This window comes from Mycolicibacter senuensis (assembly GCF_003284925.1).
Lineage (GTDB): Bacteria > Actinomycetota > Actinomycetes > Mycobacteriales > Mycobacteriaceae > Mycobacterium > Mycobacterium algericum_A.
In genome coordinates this window covers 14328-34984 of record NZ_QMEX01000015.1, presented here as the reverse complement: position 1 = coordinate 34984, position 20657 = coordinate 14328, and the positions used below count along the sequence as shown (strand labels likewise).

Genomic DNA, 20657 nt, shown 5'->3' with positions numbered 1-20657 from the left:
TCGGCTACGAGCCGTCGAACCCAGGGAGTCCCGATGTCCGGCGCCGGCGACGATGCGGTCGGGGCGCCCCCGGCCGCGCAGCGGCGAGCGGAACGCAGCGACGAGGAGGAGTGGCGCCCATGAGCACGGACCCGCGGACCACCCCCGCGGCCCTGGACCACATCGCGAGTGCACTCCCCGACCATGAGGCGCTGCTCACCGACGATGTTCGGCTCAGCTACGCCCAGCTGCGTGAACAGGTGCGCCGCGCCGCGGCCGCGCTGATCGCCCAGGGCGTGGCGCCTGGCGACCGGGTCGCGCTGTGGTCGCCGAACACCTGGCACTGGGTCATCGCCTGCCTGGGCACCCACTACGCCGGCGCGGTGCTGGTACCGCTGAACACCCGTTACACCGCGGCGGAGGCCGCCGACATCCTGGTCCGCAGCAAAGCCAAGGTGCTGATCGGCATGGGCCGGTTCCTCAAGACCGACCGACTCGCCGAACTGGATCGAGACCGACTGCCCGACCTGCAGCACGTGGTCCGGGTACCGGTGGAGATAGCTGACGGAACGTGGGACGAGTTCATCGCGTCCGGAGCGGCGATCACCGAGGACGAGATCGACGCCCGGGCCGCGGCGGTCGGCCCCGACGACCTCTCCGACATCTTGTTCACCTCGGGGACGACCGGCCGCAGCAAGGGCGTGCTCTGCGCCCACCGGCAGTCGCTGGCCGGCCCGGCGGCCTGGGCCGAGTGCGGGCAGCTGACCGCCGACGACCGCTACCTGTGCATCAACCCGTTCTTCCACAACTTCGGCTACAAGGCCGGCATCCTGGCCTGTCTGCAGACCGGGGCCACCCTGATCCCACAGCTGACGTTCGATCCGGCCGCAGCGTTGCGAGCTATCGCCGAACACCGGATCACCGTGCTGCCCGGACCTCCGACCATCTACCAGACGCTGCTCGACCACCCCGACCGCGATCGGCATGACCTGAGCTCGCTGCGGTTCGCGGTCACCGGTGCCGCAACCGTGCCGGTGGTGTTGATCGAGCGGATGCAGAACGAACTCGACATCGACATCGTGCTGACCGCCTACGGGCTGACCGAGTCCGGCGGGTTCGCCACCATGTGCCGCGCCGATGATGACGCCGTCACCGTCGCCACCACCTGCGGGCGGCCGATCGCCGACTTCGAGCTGCGAATCGATCACGGTCCCGACTCCGAGGCCGGCGAGGTGCTGCTGCGCAGCGCCAACGTCATGCTCGGTTACCTCGATGACGCCGAGGCCACCGCGGCCGCCATCGACGCCGACGGCTGGCTGCACACCGGTGACGTCGGCACCGTGGACGCGGCCGGCAACCTGCGAATCACCGACCGGCTCAAGGACATGTACATCTGCGGCGGCTTCAACGTCTATCCGGCCGAGATCGAGCAGGTACTGGCCCGCCTCGACGGAGTGGCCGACGTGGCGGTGATCGGGGTGCCTGACGAGCGGCTCGGCGAAGTCGGACGGGCATTCATCGTGCGCCGGGCAGGATCCGAGCTGGACGAAGCGACGGTGATCGCTTACGCCCGTGAACATCTGGCGAACTTCAAGACACCGCGATCGGTGACCTTCGCCGACTCCCTGCCGCGCAATCCCGGCGGCAAGGTGGTCAAGCATGAGTTGAGAGAGTGGGCTTGATGGACCTGAATTTCGATGCCGACACCGAGGCCTTCCGCACGGAGGTCCGCGAGTTCCTGGCGGCGAACAAAGACAAGTTCCCGGTCGCGTCCTACGACACCGCCGAAGGCTTCGAACAGCACCGTCGTTGGGAAAAGGTGCTTTACGACGCCGGCCTGTCGGTGATCGCCTGGCCGGAGAAGTACGGCGGGCGCGACGCCACCCTGCTGCAGTGGGTGGTGTTCGAGGAGGAGTACTTCCGCGCGGGCGCACCGGGGCGCGCCAGCGCCAACGGCACCTCGATGCTGGCGCCGACGCTGTTCGCACACGGAACCGAAGAACAGTTGGACCGGGTGCTGCCGAAGATGGCGACTGGCGAGGAGATCTGGGCGCAGGCCTGGTCGGAACCGGAGTCCGGCAGCGACCTGGCGTCGCTGCGGTCGACGGCCACCAAGGTCGAGGGCGGCTGGAAGCTCAACGGACAGAAGATCTGGAGCTCACGCGCGCCGTTCGGTGAGCGCGGCTTCGGCTTGTTCCGCTCGGACCCGGAGGCCCAGCGCCACCACGGGCTGACCTACTTCATGTTCGACCTCAAGGCACCCGGAGTCACCGTGCGCGCCATCGAGCAGCTCGGCGGCGAGACCGGTTTCGGCGAGATCTTCCTCGACGACGTGTTCGTACCGGACAACGACGTGATCGGTGTGGCAGGCGAGGGCTGGCGCGCCGCGATGAGCACGTCGAGCAATGAGCGCGGCATGAGCCTGCGCAGCCCGGCCCGGTTCCTGGTGGGAGCCGAGAAGCTGGTCGCGCTCTGGCGCGAGCACGGCAGCGACCCGGCGTACACCGATCGGGTCGCCGACGCCTGGATCGCCGCGCAGGCCTACCGGCTGCAGACCTTCGGCACCGTGACCCGGCTGGCCGCCGGCGGCGAGCTGGGCGCGGAATCCTCGGTGACCAAAGTGTTCTGGTCCGATCTCGACGTCGCGCTGCACCAGACCGGCCTGGACATCCGCGGCGCCGACGGCGAGCTTGCCGACGCCTGGACCCACGGCTACCTGTTCGCGCTGGGTGGCCCGATCTACGCCGGTACCAACGAGATCCAGCGCAATATCATCGCCGAGCGGCTGCTGGGCCTGCCCCGGGAGAAGAAGTGAAATTCGATCTAGACCAAGACCAGCGCGACTTCGCGGCCAGCATCGACGCCGCGCTTGCCGCGGCCGACGTGCCGGGCGCGGTGCGCGCCTGGTCGACCGGTGACACGGCGGCCGGCAAGCGGGTGTGGAACCAGCTGTCCGAACTCGGTGTCACCGCGTTGGCCGTACCCGAGGAGTTCGACGGCATCGGCGCCCACCCGGTCGATCTGGTGCTGGCCATGGAAGCGCTCGGCCGCTGGTGCGTACCCGGGCCGGTGGTGGAATCGATTGCGGTGGCGCCGGTTCTGCTGGCCGGTGCACCCGACGCCGCAGCGCAGCTGGCCGGGCTGGCCGCCGGTGAGCTGATCGCCACCGTGGCGCTGCCGCCGCACACCCCCCGCGCCGTGGCTGCCGACACCGCCGACCTCGTCTTGCTGGCAGAGAACGGCCGGGCCGGCACGGCGCAGGCCGGCACCCGGCATGCCTCGGTAGACCCCAGCCGGGGCGTCTTCGACGTGACTGCCACCGGCGACTCCTGGGAAGCCGACACCGCCCGCGCCTACGAGGTGGGCGCCCTGGCCACCGCAGCGCAGCTGATCGGGGCCGGGCAGGCCATGCTGAACGCGAGCGTGGACTACGCCAAGCAGCGCACCCAGTTCGGCCGGGTGATCGGCAGCTACCAGGCGATCAAGCACAAGCTGGCCGACGTGCACATCGCTTTGGAGCTGGCGCGCCCGTTGGTGTACGGAGCGGCGCTCTCACTCGCCTCCGAGACCGCCGAGACCGCCGAGACCGCCCGCGACGTCAGCGCGGCCAAGGTCGCGGCCGCCGATGCCGCCCTGCTGGCCGCGCGCTCGGCGCTGCAGACGCACGGTGCGATCGGTTTCACCAGTGAATGCGACCTGTCACTGTGGCTGCTGCGGGTGCAGGCCGTGCGCCCGGCCTGGGGAGATGCCACCGCCCACCGGCGGCGAGTGTTGGAGGCGATCTGATGGCCCGCAATGAAGAACGCGACCTGCTGCGCCAGACGGTCGCCGCGCTGGTCGACAAGCACGCCACCCCCGAAGCGGTCCGCACCGCGATGGAATCCGACCGCGGCTACGACGAGTCGCTGTGGCAGCTGTTGTGCGAGCAGGTCGGTGCCGCCGCGCTGGTGGTGCCCGAGGAGCTCGGCGGCGCCGGCGGCGAGTTGGGCGATGCCGCCGTCGTGCTCGAGGAACTGGGCAAGGCGCTGGTGCCCACCCCGCTGTTGGGCACCGTGCTGGCCGAGCTGGCACTGCTGGCCGCCACCGAGCCTGATGCCGAAACGCTGGAGCGGCTCGCCGAAGGCAGTGCGATCGGAGCGGTGGTCTTCGGTGACGGTTACGCGGCCAACGGCGATCTGGTGGGCGCAGCGGATGTCGACGGTGTTGTCATCGGCGTCCAAGACGGACAACTGCTGCGCTGGACGGCCTTCAGCGCCGAGCCGGTGGCAACCATGGACCCCACCCGCCGGCTGGGCCGGGTCACCGCCGAGCAGACCGCGCCCATCGGCGCCGACCCCGGCATCGCCGACTATGCGGCGATCCTGCTGGCCGCCGAACAGGTCGGCGCGGCCACCCGCTGTCTGGACCTGACCGTGCAGTACACCAAGGACCGGGTGCAGTTCGGCCGGCCGATCGGCAGCTTCCAGGCCCTCAAGCACCGGATGGCCGACCTGTACGTGGCCGTCTCGGCAGCCCGGGCCGTCGTCGACGACGCGATCGCCGAGCCGTCGGCGACGTCGGCCGCGCTGGCCAGAGTCGTTGCCAGTGAGGCATTCTCCAAAGTCGCCGCTGAGGCGGTCCAACTGCACGGCGGCATCGCGATCACTTGGGAAAGCGACATCCAGCTTTATTTCAAACGCGCGCACGGCAGTTCGCAGCTGCTCGGCCAGCCGGCCGAACACCTGCGGCGGTTACAGGCCGAAGTGTTCTAGGAGCCCGTACGGTAGACACATGTGCACCCGACTGGTTTACCTCGGCCCCAATGGCAACATCATCACCGGACGGTCGATGGACTGGAAGCTTGATCTGGCAACCAACCTGTGGTCGTTGCCGCGCGGTGTGAAGCGCGACGGGCGGGCCGGAACGAACTCCATCGAGTGGACCGCGAAGTACGGCAGCGTGGTGGCCACCGGCTACGACATCTGCACCACCGACGGATTGAACGAGGCCGGCCTGTCGGCCAACCTGCTGTGGCTGGCCGAGTCGGAATACCCCTCCCGCAATGGTTCCCGCCCGGTGATGTCCGTCGCAACGTGGGCCCAGTACATGCTCGACAACTTCGCCACGGTGGCCGATGCGGTCGCAGCACTGCAGACCGAACCGTTCGATGTGCTCACCGAAGGCGTGCCCGGGGAAGAGCGGCTGGCCACCCTGCACCTGTCGATGTCGGACAGCAGCGGTGACAGTGCGATCGTGGAATACGTTGGCGGCAAACAGGTCATCCACCACAGTCGCGACTATCAGGTGATGACGAACTCCCCGGTCTTCGAACAGCAACTCGCCGTCAACGCCTACTGGGAACAACTCGGCGGCACGGTCATGCTGCCGGGCACCAACCGGGCCGCCGACCGGTTCGCGCGGGCATCGTTCTACGTCAACGCGATACCCAAGGTCGAAGACCCCAAGATCGCGCTCGCCTCGGTGTTCAGCGTAGTGCGCAACGTGTCGGTCCCGTTCGGCATCTCCACACCGGACGAGCCGAACATCTCCTCCACCCGGTGGCGCACCGTCGCCCACCACACCCGCAAGCTGTACTGCTTCGAGTCGGCGTTGACGCCCAACGTCTTCTGGGTGGACCTGAACAAGCTCGACCTGTCCGAGGGCGCACCGGTGCGCAAGCTGGATCTGGGGCGCGACGAATCCAACACGTTCGCCGGCGAGAGCTCGGCCGAATTCGAGGTCACCGAGCCGTTCACGTTTCTGGAAATCACCACGTGACTGGGAACCGTCGCCTGGCCGCGGCCTTGCTGGCGGTGCTGGTGTGCGCCCTGACAACCACCAGTCCGGTCGGCGCTATCACCGCGCCGGACTGGTCCGGCTTGGACGCCCGCGATTACGCCGGGCCGATCCCTTCGGCCGGAGACGTGATCGCCGCGGTACCGCTGAACCCGGCGCTGTCGGTGCGCGGTGCCGGCGAGGCGTTCCGCATCCTGTACGCCACCGTCGACCAGCACGCCGAACCGGCGGTCAGCACGGCGGCCGTCTTCACCCCGCGCACCGCCCCGCCACCCGGTGGCTGGCCGGTGGTCGCCTGGGCACACGGCACCGTCGGCCTGGGCGACGACTGCACGCCATCGGCGCTGCCCCGCAGCGCCCGAGACGACGAGTACCTGACGCACTGGCTCGACCAGGGCTACGTCGTCGTCGGCACCGACTACGCCGGCCTGGGCACCCCGGGACTGATGAGCTACCTCAACAGCACCGCCGAAGCGCATTCGGTGGTGGACTCCGTTCGCGCGGTTCATCACCTGGACCTGCCGCTGTCGCCAAAATGGGCGATCATCGGCCAATCGCAGGGCGGCGGCGCGGCGGTCAACAGCGCCTGGTGGGCCGACCGGCTGACCGCAGGCGCCGGACTCGACTACCGCGGTGTGGTGGCCACCGGAACACCGGCCAACATCGAGCGGGTGTTCGCCCGGGCCGGGCCGGATCTGCCGCCGCGTCAGACACCGCCGGCGGCGATCAGCTACACCTCCTACATCCTCGCCGCACTGCGCGAGGCGCACCCCGAACTCGGTATCGACAAGGTGCTGACGCCACGCGGCCGCGAGTTGGCCGACGCCGCACAGTCGCTGTGCAAACCGGCCTTGGATCAGCGGGTCGGGACCACCACGCTCAACGACTTGTTCAGCGCCCCGGTCGGCTCGCTGCCCGGCATCGACGCGGCGCTGGACAGCTTCATGGGCACGCCCACCGAGGGTTACAGCCGGCCGATCTTTTTGGGCCAAGGGCTGCTCGACAGTGATGTCCCGCCGCTTTCCACCCAGACGCTGTATCAGCAACTGACCGACAATCACCAGGATGTGGAGCTGCATATCTACCCCGACCAGGACCATTCCGGCACGGTGATCGCCTCGATGCCCGACTCCACCCGTTTCCTGCAGCGGGTCATGGCAGGTTGATGCCATGACCGATTCGGCTCCCGGCTCCGGCGGCGTCGCGCTGCGTGCGGGCATCCCACCGTTCCACGTGATGGACGTGTGGCTGGCCGCCGCCGAACGCCAACGCAGCCACGGCGATCTGGTGAACCTGTCGGCCGGGCAGCCCAGTGTCGGCGCGCCCGGTCCGGTGCGTGACGCCGCCGCAGCGGCGCTGCGGGCCAACCAACTCGGCTACACGGTCGCGCTGGGGATCCCGGAGTTGCGCGCGGCCATCGCCGGCTCCTACGGCGATCGCTACGGCCTGGCCGTCGACCCCGACGACGTGGTGGTGACCACCGGTTCGTCGGGCGGTTTCCTGCTGGCGTTTCTGGCCTGCTTCGACGCCGGTGACCGGGTGGCGATCGCCAGCCCCGGTTACCCGTGCTACCGCAACATCCTGACCGCGCTGGGCTGCGAGGTGGTCGAGATCCCGTGCGGGCCCGAGACCCGTTTCCAGCCCACCGCGGCGATGCTGGCCGCACTCGCCGAAACCGGGCCGCTGGCCGGGGTGATCGTCGCCAGCCCGGCCAACCCGACCGGCACCGTCTTAGAGCCCGCCGAGCTGGCCGCGATCGCCACCTGGTGCGACGAGACCGGGGTGCGGCTGATCAGCGACGAGGTTTACCACGGCCTGGTCTACGACGGCGCCCCGCAGACCAGCTGCGCCTGGCAGACCTCGCGGAACGCGGTGGTGGCCAACAGCTTTTCCAAGTACTTCGCGATGACCGGCTGGCGGCTGGGCTGGCTGCTGGTGCCGGCAGCGCTGCGCCGCGCGGTGGACCGCCTCACCGGCAACTTCACCATCTGCCCGCCGGTGCTGGCCCAATACGCCGCCGTGGCCGCATTCACCCCCGAATCGATCGCCGAATCGGACGGCCATCTGCGGCACTACGCCGCCAACCGGGCACTGCTACTCGACGGGCTGCGGTCCATGGGCATCGACCGGTTGGCGCCCACCGACGGCGCGTTCTACGTCTACGCCGACGTCGCCGGGTATACCGACGATTCGCTGGCGTTCTGCGCGCGACTGCTCGCCGACACCGGGGTCGCGCTGGCGCCGGGTATCGACTTCGACACCGAACGGGGCAACACCTTCGTGCGGCTGTCGTTCGCCGGCCCGACCACCGACATCGAAGAAGCATTGCGCCGAATCCGCGAGTGGCTGCCGCTCGGGTAGGTTTAGCCCAAGCTCGTCTGATCGAAGGGATCACAGCAATGCGCACATCCACGACTTCTCGACTGGCGATCGGTGCGGCGGCCGTCGGCATCCTCGGCGCGGTGGCCGCTTCCGCAACGGCCGGGACCACCGCCCCGGCCGCCGATGCGGCACCGGCGCCCTGCACGGCCGCCGGACTGTCCAGTACCGCCAGCGGGGTGCTGAGCCAGGCGGGTGTGTTCCTCAACGAGCACCCGGAGGCCAACGACGTGCTGACCAATGCCGCCACCATGCCGCCGGAGCAGGCCAAGTCCTCCGTGCAGGGTTACTTCGTCAGCCACCTCGACCAATTGTCGACCCTGCAGGGCATAGCCCAGCCGCTCACCGACCTGAAGAACCAGTGCGGGATCGCGGTGTCGCCGACCCAGCTGGCCATGCTGCTGGAGACCGTCAGCAAATAGGTCCGCCATGGGCCTGACGATCAGCGAGCACGAACGAGCCGCGCTGGCCGAGGCGGCCGGGTTCGGGTTGTTCGCCGCCATCTCCGGGCGCCGGTCGCGGCGGTTCCCGGCCGGCGGTGTCATTCCGGCCGGCCCCCTGGCCTACCGCAGCCGCCGGCCGGTGCAGCCGCTCTCCGACGTCGAGCGGGCGCTGCTGCTGTCGCTGATGGCCGGTGTCACCGGCTGGCATGACGGCATCGCGCACCACCCCGGTTATGCCCCCGCGCTGCCGAACTACCCCGGTAGCGCCACCGGCCGGGCCATGCCGTCGGCGGCGGGCTTTCACACCAGTCAGGTGTTCTTCACCGACGACAACGGCTGCTATCTGCTGCCGACCCGTGATCAGCCGCCCCGGGAATTCGACACCCTCGAGGACCGGATCAGCCATACCGCCGATTCCTATGTGCGGCTCTCGGATTCCCGGTTGCAGCTGCCCCGCGAAGAGCCCTACATGGAAGGCCACAACACCTGGATCGGCAACCACCCGGGCAGTCTGCTGGCGTTCGCGGTGGCGGATCTGGCCGAGCACCTGCTGGAGAACCTGTGGTTCTTCGCGGCCAACGGCTACCCGGTCCGCGACGATATCAACGGCTGCGAAATCCCGGGCATCCAAGCGTTTTCCGGGCTGACGCACGCCGACGACCCGATACCGTTGTCGTTCGTCGAGCAGTACACGCTGACCGAGGCCAGCGCCGAGCTGTCCATCGCCGCCCACAACGGGGCGCTGGGCTTGCAGGCGATGGGGCTGGGCGGCTGGATCTTCGACGGCCTGGACCGGTTGTCGGTGCTGGGCGGCTCGGGTGACCCGCGGGCACCCGGGTTCGGCTTCGTCGCCGATGACGACCCGCGCTGGCCGTTCCCGAACGTCACCGGACTGCCCGGCCACTTCGAGACGCTCAGCCCGCCCCACGTCGCGTCGGTGGCCGACGGCGTGGCCAAGCTGGTGGCCCGCAAATTCGGCCCCGGCGGTCCGTCCCACCGCGAGACGGCGGGACCGTGGAAGGACAATACGGGGGTACGCGGTTCGGCGCTGCCGCCCGAGGGCATCGCCGAGCTGGTCACGCTGCAGGCGTCGTACATCTACGACACCTTCGGCAAGCTGCCTGGCACCGTGCCGACCGTGCACGTGCTGATGTACCTGCAGGCCCAGCATCTGGACACCGACTTCTACGACGAGCTCTACGGCCCCGGGGCGTATCTGCGGACCCACGCCGAACACCAGCAGCGCTGGCATTAAAGCCGCCGAGCAGTCGCGAAAGCCCCCAAAATACCGTTGATTTGGGGGCTTTCGCGACTGCTCGCGGGAAAGAAAGAACCTACAGCCAGGTGTCGTCGGTGGTGGCGGTGAGAAACGCCTCCAGGTCGTCGCGCCACTGCGCGGGCGTGGTCTTCTCCGGTTCGATACCGGTGTAGTCGCCGCGGTAGAACAGCAGCGGCCGCGGCTTCACCTCCGGCACATCGGATAGCGATTGCACCGCCCCGAACACCACGAAGTGGTCGCCGCCGTCGTGCACCGAGGCCACCGTGCAGTCAATGTGGGCCAGGGAGCGGGCCAGGATCGGCGATCCCAGCGGTGAGGGCGTCCATTCCACGCCGGCGAACTTGTCCGGCTCACGCGAGCCGAACCGGGCGCAGATATCCTTCTGCTCTTCGGCCAGGATGTTCACGCAGAAGCGTCCGCTGGCCTCGATGGCCTGCCAGGACCGCGACAGCTTCGTCGGGCAGAACAGCACCAGCGGCGGGTCCAGCGACAGCGCGGCGAACGACTGGCAGGCGAACCCTACCGGCACGTCATCGTGCACGGTGGTGATGATGGTGATCCCCGTACAGAACTGACCGAGTACGTTGCGGAACGCGCGCGGGTCTATCGGAAGGTCGTCTTTCGCTTCGGAGCTCACTGCTATGACTCTATGCCGACCGTGAAGTCGTGCCCCCACAGGCTGACCGCGGTGCTCTCCCGAGCCACCCAGTCCTCATCGTCGACTTCCAGTCCCTCACAACCGAATTCGACCTGGAACCCGCTGGGCGACTTCATGTAGAACGACAACATCTTGTCGTTGACGTGCCGGCCCAGGGTCGCGGCCATGGGCACCTTGCGGCGGTAAGCGCGGTCCAGGCAGAGCCCCACGTCGTCGGCCTCGCCGACCTCGACCATCAGGTGCACGATGCCGGTCGGGGTGGGCATCGGCAAAAACGCCAGGCTGTGATGGCGCGGGTTGCAGCCGAAGAAGCGCAGCCACGCCGGGTCGCCGTCGGCCGGGCGGCCCACCATCTGCGGCGGCAGCCGCATCGAGTCGCGCAGCCGGAAGCCGAGCACGTCGCGGTAGAAGTGCAGCGCCTCGTCGTCGTCGTTGGTCGACAGCACCACGTGCCCCAGACCCTGTTCCTCGGTGACGAACCGGTGCCCGTAGGGACTGACCACCCGGCGGTGCTGCAGCGCCACCCCGTGGAACACCTCGAGGGTGTTGCCGGACGGGTCGGCGAAGGTGATCATCTCGACGACACGACGCTCGGCGAGCTCAGCGGTCGAGGCCTCCTTGTAGGGCGTGCCCTCGACTTCCAGGCGCTGCCGGATCTCTTGCAGCCCTTCAGCGTTGGCGCACTCCCAACCTGAGGACAGCAGCCGGTCGGTGTCACCGGGCACGATCACCAGCCGGGCCGGGAACTCGTCCATCCGCAGATACAGCGCACCATCGGTGGCGCCGTCGCCCTCGACCATGCCGAGGACCTTCAGGCCGAACTCACGCCAGGCCGCCATGTCGGTGGCCTGGATCCGCAGATACCCCAGCGAACGGATACTCATCGCGATACCTCCAGATCAGACCATCGTGTCGCCGGGCGGCAACCCGAACTCGTGGTTGCCGAAGATCAGGTATGCCCGCTCCGGGTCGTTGGCCGCGTGCACCCGGCCGGCGTGTGCGTCACGCCAGAACCGCTGCACCGGAGCGTCGTTGGACAGCGCGGTGGCGCCGGCCGCCTCGAAGAGCCGGTCGATGGAGGCGATGGCCCGGCCGGTGGCGCGCACCTGGTCGCGCCGCGCGCGGGCGCGCAGGTCGAACGGGATCTCCTTGCCGGCCGCCAGCAGCGCGTACTCGTCGGCGACATTGCCGATCAGCTGCCGCCAACCGGCGTCGATGTCACTGGCCGCCTCGGCGATCCGCACCTTGGCGAACGGGTCGTCCTTGGCCTTCTCGCCGGCGAACGCCGCCCGCACCCGCTTGCCCTGGTGCTCGACGTGGGCCTGGTAGGCGCCGTAGGCCATGCCCATGATGGGGGCCGAGATCGTGGTGGGGTGCATGGTGCCCCACGGCATCTTGTAGACCGGCGCGGTGTTGGTCTCATAACCGCCGGCGGTCTGGTCGTTCATCGCTTTGTAGGACAGGAAGCGGTGCCGTGGCACGAAGACATCCTTGACTACGACGGTGTTGCTGCCGGTGCCGCGCAGGCCGACCACGTGCCAGACGTCGTCGATGGTGTACTCGCTGCGCGGGATCAGGAAGCTGCCGAAGTCCACCGGCTTGCCGTCCTTGATCACCGGGCCGCCCAGGAATGCCCAGGTGGCGTGGTCACAGCCCGACGACCAGTTCCAGGAGCCGTTGACGATGTAACCGTCGGCGTTCTCGGTGACCACGCCGGCGCCCATCGGGGCGTAGGAGGACGACACCCGCACGTTGGTGTCGGATCCCCACACCTCTTCCTGGGCCCGCTGGTCGAACAGCGCCAAATGCCAGTTGTGCACACCGATGATCGACGCCACCCACCCGGTGGAACCGCAGGCGCTGGCGATGCGGCGGACCGCCTCGTAGAACACCGCCGGGTCACATTCCAGACCGCCCCACTGCGACGGCTGCAACAGCGTGAAGAATCCGATCTCCTCGAGCGCCTTGATGTTGGCGTCGGGAAGCTTGCGCAGATCTTCGGTCTCCTGGGCGCGCTCGCGCAACTGCGGAAGAAGGTCGTCGATGGCTGCCAGCACCGACTGCGCGTCACGCTGCTGAATGGACGTCACTAGATTGCCTCCCATGGAGTGAGCAGGTATAGCGGCCCGTTTCTCAACCAGCCTAGAGTGAGATTAGAACACGTTCCGATTTGTGTCGAGTGGGGTGTTCCTGCGGCTGGTAGCGATACCGGACCGGTTTTCTGTAACCTGTTCTAGTTATGACGGAAGGTGAGGGGCGGACTGTGACGGAGACCATTCCGGACGAACCACTCGGCAGTCACGTCCTGGAATTGCAGATCAGCGAGGTCGTCGCCGAGACCGACGACGCGTGTTCGCTGGTATTCGGCGTGCCGGACGGCCCCGACGATCCGGAGATCCCCGCGGAGCGGCTCAAGTACTCGCCGGGCCAGTTTTTGACGCTGCGAATTCCCAGCGAACGCACCGGTTCGGTGGCCCGCTGCTATTCGTTGTGCAGCTCTCCGTTCACCGACGACTCGCTGACCGTCACCGTGAAGCGGACCGCGGACGGCTACGCCTCGAATTGGCTCTGCGATCACGCCCGTCCCGGGATGCGAGTCCACGTGCTCGCGCCGTCGGGCACCTTCGTGCCCAAGTCCCTGGACACCGATTTCCTGCTACTGGCCGCCGGCAGCGGGATCACGCCGATGATGGCGATCTGCAAGTCGGCGCTGTCGCAGGGCAGCGGCAAGGTGGTGCTGGTGTACGCCAACCGCGACGAACGGTCGGTGATCTTCGGCACCGCGCTGCGCGAACTGGCCGCCAAGTACCCCGACCGGCTCACGGTCGTGCACTGGTTGGAATCGGTGCAGGGCCTGCCGAGCTCCGCGGCGCTGGCCCAGCTGATCGCGCCCTACACCGACCGCCAGGCCTTCATCTGCGGACCCGGCCCGTTCATGCAGGCGTCGCGGGACGCGCTGGACGCTTTGCAGGTTCCGGCCGAGCAGGTGCATCTCGAGGTGTTCAAGTCGTTGGAGAGCGACCCGTTCGCCGCGGTCCAGATCACCGAGGCGCCTGAGGGGTCAGCGGACACGGCGCCGGCCACCGTCACCGTCGAATTGGACGGGCAGACCCAGACGATTGCGTGGCCGCGCCACGTCAAGCTGCTGGACCTGCTGCTCGACAAGGGCCTCGACGCCCCGTTCTCCTGCCGTGAGGGGCACTGCGGCGCATGCGCTTGCGTTTTGAAGAAAGGCGAGGTCGCCATGGAGGTCAACGATGTGCTGGAACCACAAGACCTCGACGAGGGGCTGATCCTGGCCTGCCAGGCCCATCCCGAGACCGATTCGGTGGAAGTGACCTACGACGAGTGATCTCGGGTCTAGGTTGGTGCGACATGAAACGGTTGCTGATGGTGCCGGCCACGGTGACGCTGTTGGCCGCGCTGATCCCGCCCGCGATCTCCGCGGCGGCGAGTGACACCAAGACCAGTCTGATGCCGGTCAACGAGTTCGATCAGCTGCAGACCCACAGTTGGGTGGACTGCGCCGCGCCGCCGCTGTGCCGTTTCACGGTCGGGGTGCGACTGCAGACGCCGGAGGGGTTGACCGGCTTCCCGCCCGACCTGTGGGCCCGCCAGAGCACCGAGATCCGCTCTTCGAAGCGGACCGCGTATCTCGACGTGCACACCGACGGCGGTGAGGGCTGGTTCAAGGACCGCGGCGGGCCGGGAACGAAGGTGTTCAAGGACGGCACCGGCGCGGTGATCCAGTCGATGTACTACGGCGAAGGCCCACCGGAGAAGTACCAGACCAACGGCAGCATCGACGTGTTGGAGTACTCCACCGGCCGGCCCAAGACCGACGCCAACGTGATCGTGTGCACCCACATCCAGGTGGTCTACAGCGGGGTCAACCTGACCACGCCGTCCACCTGCGCCCAGACGGTGTTCTAAGTCCGCAGCACCGCGAACGTGTGCCCCGGCAACCGCGTCGTCTCCTCGCCGTAGCCCGGTGATCCCCACGCCAGCACCGGCTCGCCGGACACCGGAACGCCCACCGTGGCCTCACCCAGGTTGCAGATGAGCACCAACCGACCACGGCGCATGGCGATCCAGCGGTCGTCCTCGTCGTAGTCGATCGTGAGATGGGTCAGCCAGGGATCGGCCAGATCCGCTTCGGCGCGCAGCCCGATCAGCGCCCGGTAGACGCCGAGCAGCTGCCGATGGCGGTGCCCGTCGGCCTCGTCCCAGTCCAGCTTGGATCGCCGGAAGGTATCGGGGTCCTGGGGGTCCGGGATCTCGTCGGCGTCCCAGCCGTGCTCGGCGAACTCGGCTTTGCGGCCCTCGGCGGTAGCGCGTGCCACTTGCGGGTCCTCATGCGAGGTGAAGAACTGAAAAGGGGTCAGCGCGCCCCATTCCTCACCCATGAAAAGCATTGCGGTGTACGGCGATAGCAGCACCAGCGCCGCCTTGATCGCGAGCTGGCCGGCGGTCAGGTACTGCGAGGGGCGGTCACCGAGCGCCCGGTTGCCAACCTGGTCGTGGGTGCAGGTGTACGCCAGCAGCCGGGTGGCCGGGATCTGCGAGGTGGGCAGTGGACGACCGTGCCGCCGGCGCCGGAACGACGAGTACGTGGCGGCGTGGAAGAAGCCGTTACGCAGCGTGGTCGCCAGCGTGGCGATACTGCCGAAGTCAGCGTAATAACCTTGTCGCTCACCGGATACCGCGGTGTGGATGGCATGGTGGATGTCATCGTCCCATTGCGCGGTGATCCCATACCCTCCGTCTTCACGACGGGTGATGGTCCGCGGGTCGTTGCGGTCGCTTTCGGCGATGAGCGACAGCGGGCGGCCCAACTGCGCTGCGAGCGCGTCGGTCTCGGCGGCCAGTTCCTCGAGAAGGTGGATCGCCGTGGTGTCCACCAGCGCGTGCACGGCATCGAGCCGCAGGCCGTCGGCGTGGAAGACACGCATCCAGCGCAGCGCGCAGTCGATGATGTAGCGGCGTACTTCGTCGGAGTCGGGGCCGTCGATGTTGATGGCGTTGCCCCAGGGATTGCGTGCTTGCGACAGGTACGGGCCGAAGCGGGGCAGGTAGTTCCCGGACGGCCCGAGGTGGTTGAAGACGGCGTCGATCAACACTCCCAGGCCGCGGCCGTGGCAGGCATCGACGAAGCGCGCCAGCCCGTCCGGGCCGCCATAGGGTTCGTGTACCGCGTACCACAGCACCCCGTCGTATCCCCAGCCGTGCGTCCCGGAGAAGGCATTGATCGGCATCAGTTCGACGAAGTCGACACCCAAGTCGACCAGGTGATCTAGCTTCGCGATGGCCGAATCGAAGGTGCCGGCCGGGGTGAAGGTGCCGATGTGCAGTTCGTAGATCACCGCGCCTTCGACCGGCTTCCCCGCCCAGTCGTCGTCGGTCCAAGCCGGGCCGGTCTCGTCCCACAACGCCGAGCGCGCGTGCACGCCGTCGGGCTGACGGGCCGACCGCGGATCCGGCAGCACCGCGGGGTCGTCATCGAGCAGATAGCCGTAGCGGGCGTCGGCGCGGGCCTCGACCGTCGTCCGCCACCAGCCGCCGTCGGCACGGGTCATCGGGTAGGAGACCCCATCGACATCGAGGGCGACGGTTGCCGAGGCCGGCGCCCAGACGGCGAAGTCAGTCATCGACGCGCTCCAGCAGGGCTACCGGCAGCGTGGCGAACAACTCCGCGGCCGGTGTCGGTCCGCTGTGCTCGACGCCCGACAGTGCGTCGACCCAGCGCCCCGGCGGGATCGCGACGACGGTGTCGCGCCATCCGGTGTCGCGCAGCCGCACCGTCCAGCGGCTGACCGCTACCACCACGTCGTGACCCCTGGCGAAGGCGACGACGTGTTCGGCGGCCGGACCCGACGCCAGCACGGGGTGATAGCCGCCGTGCCGGAAGGTGTCCGGACGCGCTCGCCGCATTCGCAGCGCCGCGGCGACGACCCGCATCTTCGGGTGCCGCAACGACGTGAATGCCGCACGGCGCGCGGTGTAGTCGACCGCTCGCCGGTTGTCCGGGTCGACCAGACTGTCCTCTGGCAGTTCGGTGCCCTGATACACGTCCGGGATGCCGGGAACGGTCAACGCCAGGAGTTTCTGGCCCAACATGTCGCTTTCGATGTGCGGAGCGAGTTCGGTGACGAACTCGGTCAGTTGCTTGGCGATCGGTCCGTCCAGTACGTCGTCGAGCCAGCGGTGTACCGCATCCTCGAACTCGGTGTCGGGGTCGTGCCATGAGGTACGGCGGCCGGCTTCGCGTACCGCCTTCTGCGCGTAGGCGTGCAGCCGCTCCCGTAACGCGGGGGCCGTCGTGCCGTCCAGCGGCCATACCCCGAAGATGTTCTGCCAGAGGAACAGTCCGGTCGCCAGGTCCGGCGATGGGACAACGGCCTCCCACCGGGCAACGAACTCGGCCCACAACGAGGGCACCTGTGACAGCACGCCGATGCGGGCCCGCACGTCCTCGCCGCGTTTGGTGTCGTGGGTGGACAGCGTAGTCATGGTGTGCGGCCAGCACCGCGCCCGGGTCGCGGCCCGATCATGAAATTCGGCCGCCCCCACCCCGAAACACTGCGGGTCGCCGCCGACCTCGTTGAGCGAGACCAGCCGGGCATCGCGGTAGAACAGGCAGTCTTCGATCGCCTTGGCGGTCACCGCCCCGCACAGCTGCTGCAACCGGGTCGAGCACTGCCCGTCGACGGCGATCGCGGCCGCCAGCAATGCCAGCGGTTCGCCGAGTTCCGGTTTGCCAGACTGCGTTTCAGCCAACGCCACCGATAGTGTCGCCACCAGGCCGGGGTAGTCGCTGCGGTAGACGCCCAGCCGGCCGAGCAGGGCCACGATGGCTTCGGACAGCAGCGGATGGTCCGCGCCGGTGGCGCTCACCACGCAACGGCACAGCCGAGCCAGTTCGCTGCCCAGCGTCTCGGCGGCCGTGATCTCCTTCTGTTCGGCCAGCAACGTCGGCATCGCGCGATAGTCGACCCCGGCGGTCTCGACCAGCTCGGTCAGCGCCGGCTCGCCATTCGGGTCGATGAACAACCCGCCGATCTCCCGCAGCACGTCGTAGCCGGTGGAGCCGGCCACCGGCAGGGTCGGCTCAAGCGATTCGTCGACGGCCAGAATCTTCTCGACGACAATCCAGGCATCGGCTCCCACCAGGGCACGCAGCCATTCCAGATACTCACACGGATCCGACAGCCCGTCCGGGTGATCTACCCGCACGCCGTCGACGAGACCGTCGTGAAACCAGCGAGACAGCTCGGCGTGCCAGGCATCGAACACCGTCCGATCCTCTTGCCGCAGACCCGCCAGCGACGTGATCGAGAAAAAGCGCCGGTATCCACACGTGCCGTTACGCCACCCGACCAGCCGGTAGTGCTGGCGGTCGTGAACCTGCGCGCCGGTTCCGGTCCCGGTACCCGGCGCGATCGGAAACACCAGATCACCCAGTCGCAGCCGTTCACCGTCGACCGCCAGATCGGCGACGTCGCCGTCAGATCCCAGCACCGGCAGGATGATCCGGCCGTCACCCAGCTCCCAATCGATATCGAAGAACACCGAGTACGGCGAGGAACGCCCGTGCTTGAGCACATCCCACCACCACCGGTTCTGCTCCGGTTTCGCCACCCCGACGTGATTGGGCACGATGTCGACGATCAGACCGATTCCGCGGGCATGCGCGGCCGCCGCCAGCCGCGCCAACCCCTGCGCACCGCCCAGCTCGGCAGACACGGTGGTCGGATCGACCACGTCGTAGCCGTGCGCCGAGCCGCGTACCGCGGTCATAACCGGTGACAGGTAAAGGTGCGAGACGCCCAGATCGTCGAAGTAGTCCAGCAGCCCTTCGGCGTCGGCGAAGGTGAACGCGAATCCGCTGTCCGGGCCGCGCAGCTGCAACCGATAGGTGGACAGCACCGGCCGCGGCGTCATCGCCTCAGCGCACTTTCCGCAAGACGAGCAGCGAACGCCCCGCAACGGGCAACGCGGCCGTTGCCGGCACCACCCGTTCATCCGTTGCCGCCGGCTCGGCGGTGTCTAGTTCGACGCTCCATTCCTGTGCGTAATCCGGTCCGGGAACGGCGAATTCGACCTCATCCTGGTGCGCATTGAAGCACAGCAGGAAGGAGTCATCCACGATGCGCTGGCCACGTACGTCGGGCTCGCGGATCGCCTCACCGTTGAGAAAGACCATGATGCACTTGTCGAATCCGCTGTCCCAGTCGTCCTGGTTCATCTCCTGCCCGGCGGGGGTGAACCACGCGATGTCGCCGACCTCGTCGCCGTGGCGCGCCGGAAGGCCCTCGAAAAAGCGGCGCCGGCGAAACACCGGATGGTCTTTGCGAAGCTGCGTCACCCGGCGGGTGAAGTCCAGCAGATCGGCATTGGTCTGAGCCAGTGACCAATCCATCCAAGCCAGTTCGGAGTCCTGACAGTAGGCGTTGTTGTTGCCGTGCTGCGTGCGGCCGATTTCGTCACCGTGCGCGATCATCGGCGTGCCTTGCGACAGCATCAGGGTGGCCATGATGTTGCGCATCTGGCGGCCCCGTAGCGCCAGGATGTCCGGGTCGTCGGTGGGGCCTTCGACGCCGCAGTTCCACGACCGGTTGTGGCTCTCGCCGTCGGTGTTGTCGTCGCCGTTGGCCTCGTTGTGTTTCTCGTTGTAGGAGACCAGGTCGTGCAGGGTGAAGCCGTCGTGGGCGACGACGAAGTTGATACTGGCGCCGGGCCGGCGCCCGGTGGCCTCGTAGAGGTCCGATGACCCGGTGAGCCGGGAGGCGAACTCGCCCAGCGTCTCCGGCTCACCACGCCAGAAGTCGCGCACGGTGTCGCGGTACTTCCCGTTCCATTCGGTCCACAAGGCAGGAAAGTTGCCGACCTGGTAGCCGCCTTCGCCGACATCCCAGGGTTCGGCGATCAGCTTGACCTGGCTGACCACCGGGTCCTGCTGGATCAGGTCGAAAAACGCTGAAAGGCGGTCGACATCATAGAATTCGCGGGCCAGCGTCGATGCCAGGTCGAAGCGGAAGCCGTCGACGTGCATCTCGGTCACCCAGTAGCGCAGTGAATCCATGATCAGCTGCAACGCATGCGGGTTGCGGGCATTGAGGCTGTTGCCCGTACCGGTGTAATCCATGTAGCGACTGCGGTCCTCTTCGACGAGCCGGTAGTAGGCGGCGTTGTCGATGCCCCGGAAATTGATGGTCGGGCCGAGATGGTTGCCCTCGGCCGTGTGGTTGTAGACCACGTCGAGGATCACCTCGATACCGGCTTCGTGGAAGGTGCGCACCATGGTCTTGAACTCCGCCACGGCGGCACCCGGCGTCCGGTTCGCCGCATACTGGCTGTGCGGGGCGAAGAAGCCGAAAGTGTTGTAACCCCAATAGTTTCGCAGGCCCAGCTGCAACAGTCGGTCATCGTGCATGAACTGGTGTACCGGCATCAGTTCGACCGCCGTGACGTTGAGCGCCTTGAGGTGCTCGATCACGACCGGGTGGGCCAGGCCGGCGTAGGTGCCGCGCAGTTCCTCCGGGATGTCCGGATGGGTCTGTGTCATGCCCTTCACATGGGTCTCGTAGATGATCGTTTCGTGGTAGGGCGTCTTCGGTGGGCGATCGGATGCCCAGTCGAAGTACGGGTTGATCACCACGCTGGTCATGGTGTGGCCCAGCGAATCGACCCTCGGCAGGGTTTCGGCGCTCACCGCTTCGCCGCCGGCCGTCATGTCATAGGAGAACAGCGCCTGTCCGAAGTCGAAGTCCCCGGCGAACGCCCGTCCGTAGGGGTCCAGTAACAGCTTGCTGGAATCACAACGGTGCCCGTCGGCCGGTTCGAACGGCCCGTGCACCCGAAAGCCGTAATGCTGCCCGGGCGAGACCGTCGGCAGGTAGGCGTGCCAGACGTAGCCGTCCACCTCCTCGAGCGGGATGCAGGTCTGCTCGCCGTTCTCGTCGATCAGGCAGAGCTCCACCCGCTCGGCGATTTCGGAGAACAGCGCGAAGTTGGTGCCACCGCCGTCGTAGCCGGCTCCGAGCGGGGCGCTGCTGCCAGGCCAGACGGTCGGTGACACCGGTGGTTTCTCGGCTGCTTCCGTGACTGCGCTGACCTTCCTCTCCGGATTTCGGGTAATGCCCAT

Annotated in this window: 17 protein-coding genes; 11 read left to right on the top strand and 6 right to left on the bottom strand. The window is 67.9% G+C overall.

Translation table 11 applies throughout. The features are described 5' to 3' along the window. Positions 1 to 119 precede the first annotated feature (119 nt). From fadD3 to DQP56_RS06945, 9 genes are read left to right on the top strand one after another with little or no spacing between them, the layout of a single operon-like run. Positions 120 to 1661, top strand: a complete 1542-nt coding sequence (gene fadD3, locus DQP56_RS06985) for a 3-((3aS,4S,7aS)-7a-methyl-1,5-dioxo-octahydro-1H-inden-4-yl)propanoate--CoA ligase FadD3 (protein ID WP_112684237.1) — start codon at positions 120 to 122, stop codon at positions 1659 to 1661. Then, the gene (locus DQP56_RS06980; RefSeq protein ID WP_112684251.1) at positions 1661 to 2794 is read left to right on the top strand and encodes an acyl-CoA dehydrogenase family protein; all 1134 of its coding nucleotides are present in this window, start codon (positions 1661 to 1663) and stop codon (positions 2792 to 2794) included. Before fadD3 ends, DQP56_RS06980 begins: the two co-directional genes overlap by 1 nt. Then, on the top strand, positions 2791 to 3765 hold the full coding sequence (locus DQP56_RS06975; protein WP_112684236.1) for an acyl-CoA dehydrogenase family protein: 975 nt from the start codon (positions 2791 to 2793) through the stop codon (positions 3763 to 3765). The genes DQP56_RS06980 and DQP56_RS06975 overlap by 4 nt, the downstream gene beginning before the upstream one ends. After that, complete coding sequence (ipdE2, locus tag DQP56_RS06970; protein ID WP_112684235.1) at positions 3765 to 4730, top strand: acyl-CoA dehydrogenase IpdE2; 966 nt, start codon at positions 3765 to 3767, stop codon at positions 4728 to 4730. Before DQP56_RS06975 ends, ipdE2 begins: the two co-directional genes overlap by 1 nt. Positions 4731 to 4749: 19 nt before the next feature. Continuing rightward, positions 4750 to 5736: a bile salt hydrolase gene (gene bsh / locus DQP56_RS06965; RefSeq protein WP_112684234.1), complete on the top strand. Its 987-nt coding sequence runs from the start codon at positions 4750 to 4752 to the stop codon at positions 5734 to 5736. Then, the gene (locus tag DQP56_RS06960) at positions 5733 to 6920 is read left to right on the top strand and encodes an alpha/beta hydrolase family protein (RefSeq protein ID WP_112684233.1); all 1188 of its coding nucleotides are present in this window, start codon (positions 5733 to 5735) and stop codon (positions 6918 to 6920) included. The genes bsh and DQP56_RS06960 overlap by 4 nt, the downstream gene beginning before the upstream one ends. A 4-nt stretch (positions 6921 to 6924) precedes the next feature. Continuing rightward, a complete protein-coding gene (locus DQP56_RS06955) occupies positions 6925 to 8115 on the top strand; it encodes a pyridoxal phosphate-dependent aminotransferase (RefSeq protein WP_112684232.1) in 1191 nt (396 codons plus the stop codon). A 38-nt stretch (positions 8116 to 8153) separates the two neighbouring features. Then, positions 8154 to 8555 (top strand): heme-binding protein, encoded by a 402-nt coding sequence (locus tag DQP56_RS06950; RefSeq protein WP_112684231.1) that lies wholly within the window; start codon positions 8154 to 8156, stop codon positions 8553 to 8555. 7 nt (positions 8556 to 8562) lie between these two features. Beyond that, positions 8563 to 9831 carry a hypothetical protein gene (locus DQP56_RS06945; protein ID WP_112684230.1) on the top strand — a complete coding sequence of 423 codons (1269 nt, stop codon included), beginning with the start codon at positions 8563 to 8565 and terminating at the stop codon, positions 9829 to 9831. Between the two features lie 79 nt (positions 9832 to 9910). On the opposite strand, the gene hsaB is transcribed toward DQP56_RS06945, so the two are convergent. From hsaB to hsaA, 3 genes are read right to left on the bottom strand one after another with little or no spacing between them, the layout of a single operon-like run. After that, complete coding sequence (hsaB, locus tag DQP56_RS06940; RefSeq protein WP_205868814.1) at positions 9911 to 10462, bottom strand: 3-hydroxy-9,10-secoandrosta-1,3,5(10)-triene-9,17-dione monooxygenase reductase subunit; 552 nt, start codon at positions 10460 to 10462, stop codon at positions 9911 to 9913. 32 nt (positions 10463 to 10494) lie between these two features. Continuing rightward, positions 10495 to 11397: an iron-dependent extradiol dioxygenase HsaC gene (gene hsaC, locus DQP56_RS06935; RefSeq protein WP_112684228.1), complete on the bottom strand. Its 903-nt coding sequence runs from the start codon at positions 11395 to 11397 to the stop codon at positions 10495 to 10497. Between the two features lie 15 nt (positions 11398 to 11412). Continuing rightward, entirely contained in the window at positions 11413 to 12603 is a 1191-nt protein-coding gene (gene hsaA / locus DQP56_RS06930; RefSeq protein ID WP_112684227.1) for a 3-hydroxy-9,10-secoandrosta-1,3,5(10)-triene-9,17-dione monooxygenase oxygenase subunit, read from the bottom strand. Between the two features lie 173 nt (positions 12604 to 12776). On the opposite strand from hsaA, the gene DQP56_RS06925 reads away from it, so the two are divergent. Both DQP56_RS06925 and DQP56_RS06920 read left to right on the top strand, forming a co-directional pair. Further along, entirely contained in the window at positions 12777 to 13865 is a 1089-nt protein-coding gene (locus DQP56_RS06925) for a ferredoxin--NADP reductase (RefSeq protein WP_112684226.1), read from the top strand. A gap of 23 nt (positions 13866 to 13888) precedes the next feature. Further along, positions 13889 to 14446 carry a hypothetical protein gene (locus tag DQP56_RS06920; RefSeq protein ID WP_112684225.1) on the top strand — a complete coding sequence of 186 codons (558 nt, stop codon included), beginning with the start codon at positions 13889 to 13891 and terminating at the stop codon, positions 14444 to 14446. Here the strand turns inward: DQP56_RS06920 and treZ are convergent. Genes treZ through glgX form a run of 3 tightly spaced genes read right to left on the bottom strand, consistent with a single transcriptional unit; the run spans position 14443 to position 20591 of the window. Further along, entirely contained in the window at positions 14443 to 16161 is a 1719-nt protein-coding gene (gene treZ / locus DQP56_RS06915) for a malto-oligosyltrehalose trehalohydrolase (RefSeq protein WP_112684224.1), read from the bottom strand. The two genes, DQP56_RS06920 and treZ, sit on opposite strands and share 4 nt — an antisense overlap. Continuing rightward, positions 16154 to 18454 (bottom strand): malto-oligosyltrehalose synthase, encoded by a 2301-nt coding sequence (gene treY / locus DQP56_RS06910; protein ID WP_112684223.1) that lies wholly within the window; start codon positions 18452 to 18454, stop codon positions 16154 to 16156. Before treY ends, treZ begins: the two co-directional genes overlap by 8 nt. A 4-nt stretch (positions 18455 to 18458) precedes the next feature. Further along, a complete protein-coding gene (glgX, locus tag DQP56_RS06905) occupies positions 18459 to 20591 on the bottom strand; it encodes a glycogen debranching protein GlgX (protein ID WP_205868812.1) in 2133 nt (710 codons plus the stop codon). Positions 20592 to 20657: the final 66 nt, after the last annotated feature.

Excerpts from the sequence above, each read along its gene's own strand:
- DQP56_RS06945 (WP_112684230.1), top strand. The coding sequence starts at position 8,563 with ATGGGCCTGACGATCAGCGAGCACGAACGAGCCGCGCTGGCCGAGGCG.
- DQP56_RS06980 (WP_112684251.1), top strand. The coding sequence starts at position 1,661 with ATGGACCTGAATTTCGATGCCGACACCGAGGCCTTCCGCACGGAGGTC.
- DQP56_RS06955 (WP_112684232.1), top strand. The coding sequence starts at position 6,925 with ATGACCGATTCGGCTCCCGGCTCCGGCGGCGTCGCGCTGCGTGCGGGC.
- bsh (WP_112684234.1), top strand. The coding sequence starts at position 4,750 with ATGTGCACCCGACTGGTTTACCTCGGCCCCAATGGCAACATCATCACC.
- ipdE2 (WP_112684235.1), top strand. The coding sequence starts at position 3,765 with ATGGCCCGCAATGAAGAACGCGACCTGCTGCGCCAGACGGTCGCCGCG.
- treY (WP_112684223.1), bottom strand. The coding sequence starts at position 18,454 with ATGACGCCGCGGCCGGTGCTGTCCACCTATCGGTTGCAGCTGCGCGGC.
- treZ (WP_112684224.1), bottom strand. The coding sequence starts at position 16,161 with ATGACTGACTTCGCCGTCTGGGCGCCGGCCTCGGCAACCGTCGCCCTC.
- hsaC (WP_112684228.1), bottom strand. The coding sequence starts at position 11,397 with ATGAGTATCCGTTCGCTGGGGTATCTGCGGATCCAGGCCACCGACATG.
- fadD3 (WP_112684237.1), top strand. The coding sequence starts at position 120 with ATGAGCACGGACCCGCGGACCACCCCCGCGGCCCTGGACCACATCGCG.
- DQP56_RS06950 (WP_112684231.1), top strand. The coding sequence starts at position 8,154 with ATGCGCACATCCACGACTTCTCGACTGGCGATCGGTGCGGCGGCCGTC.
- DQP56_RS06920 (WP_112684225.1), top strand. The coding sequence starts at position 13,889 with ATGAAACGGTTGCTGATGGTGCCGGCCACGGTGACGCTGTTGGCCGCG.